A 1,223-nucleotide genomic window follows, 5' to 3' on the forward strand; every position below is an offset into this window, starting at 1 on the left:
GTCGCGGCCCGGGCTTGACCGGCTGCTGAAGCGGGCAGCGGCGGGCGAGTTCACGCATGTGCGGGTCACCCACGCAGGCCGGCTTGCCCGGTTCGGCACCGGCTGGCTGATTCACGTACTGGAACATCACCAGGTCACGGTCGAGGTACTGCATGCCAAGGGCACCGCCGGGGGGATGGAGGAGCTGCTGGACGACTTCATGTCCCTGGTGGCGACCTTCGCGGGGCGGATGTACGGGATGCGCTCGCGTGAGGCACGCCGCCGTCTGCTGGCCGAAGCCGCCGGGAAGATGCAAAGCCCTGCTCCTGGACGCCGCCCTGCCCCCGAAGTCGGAGTTGTGGGCGGTGGGTGTGGCTAGGTTGATGGCGACGGCGACGTGTACCGGCTTCCGCGGCGAGGTCGAGGGCAGTGGCGAGCGCGTCGGCCAAGCCCTGCTGTATAAACGGGTGAGTTTTCTCGCCGAGTTGAGCCGCATTCTGACCGGGCGGCTGTTGGCCGCCCGGTGGGACGAGGCCTCGCTGGACGTGCTGGCCGCCGGTCTCGATGGGCGGGGCGAAGTACTGCCGTCCAAGGGGTGGATGGCGATGCGCCGCCTGGACTGGGCCGAGGCTGCCGCTCCGGCGGGGGTGTATGTGTCGGACCGGGTGCACCGTGGTGCCGAGGAGTACGCGGCCCGCACCCTGCGGCTGGCTGTGCACCGGCGCACTCTGGTGGCGGCGATCCTGGCCACCTGGCCGGAGGATCCCCGTCGGCGCACCGAGGCAGAGTGGCAGGCGTTGCGGGCCGTCCTGCCGTCCGGGGTGAGTGGTGCGGAAATCCGCAACCGCACCCGCCAGGTGCGCGCGTATGTGGCCGGGCACGGCCAGTTGCCCGCCGGGTTGTGCGAACTGGAGGACCCGCCCCAGGTCGCGGCGCTGGTGCTGCTGGCGGCGATGGACCGCCAACAGGTCACCTTGGAACGGGTGGATGAGACCTGGGCCAGCTTGCGGGTCAGGCTCCCGCTGTGCGCGGCCCCGACCTCGGGGCGGGACTGGGCCTGGCACGTGATCGACATCCGGCTGCCGGGCACCGTCCGAACAGACGCGGTGCTGCACACCCCCACCCTGCGCCCCACCCGGGCGGGCCGGATCGCGATGGACCTGCCGCACTCGCGGCCCGCCCCGCCCACCAGGGCGAGCGGGCACCGGGTGGCGCTCGGCTTCGACTGGGGTGTCAACACCCTG

1 protein-coding gene and 1 pseudogene are annotated in these 1,223 nt (G+C 72.0%); both read left to right on the plus strand.

Going from position 1 to position 1,223, the window contains the following annotated elements; genetic code table 11:
* The coding region (locus ACWV17_RS33805; RefSeq protein ID WP_455362667.1) for a recombinase family protein at positions 1–358 on the plus strand (358 nt) is incomplete at its 5' end.
* A 4-nt stretch (positions 359–362) separates the two neighbouring features.
* A pseudogene (locus tag ACWV17_RS33810) lies at positions 363–1,223 on the plus strand (zinc ribbon domain-containing protein); the annotation flags it as partial.

The organism is Streptomyces mabaensis (assembly GCF_053763515.1).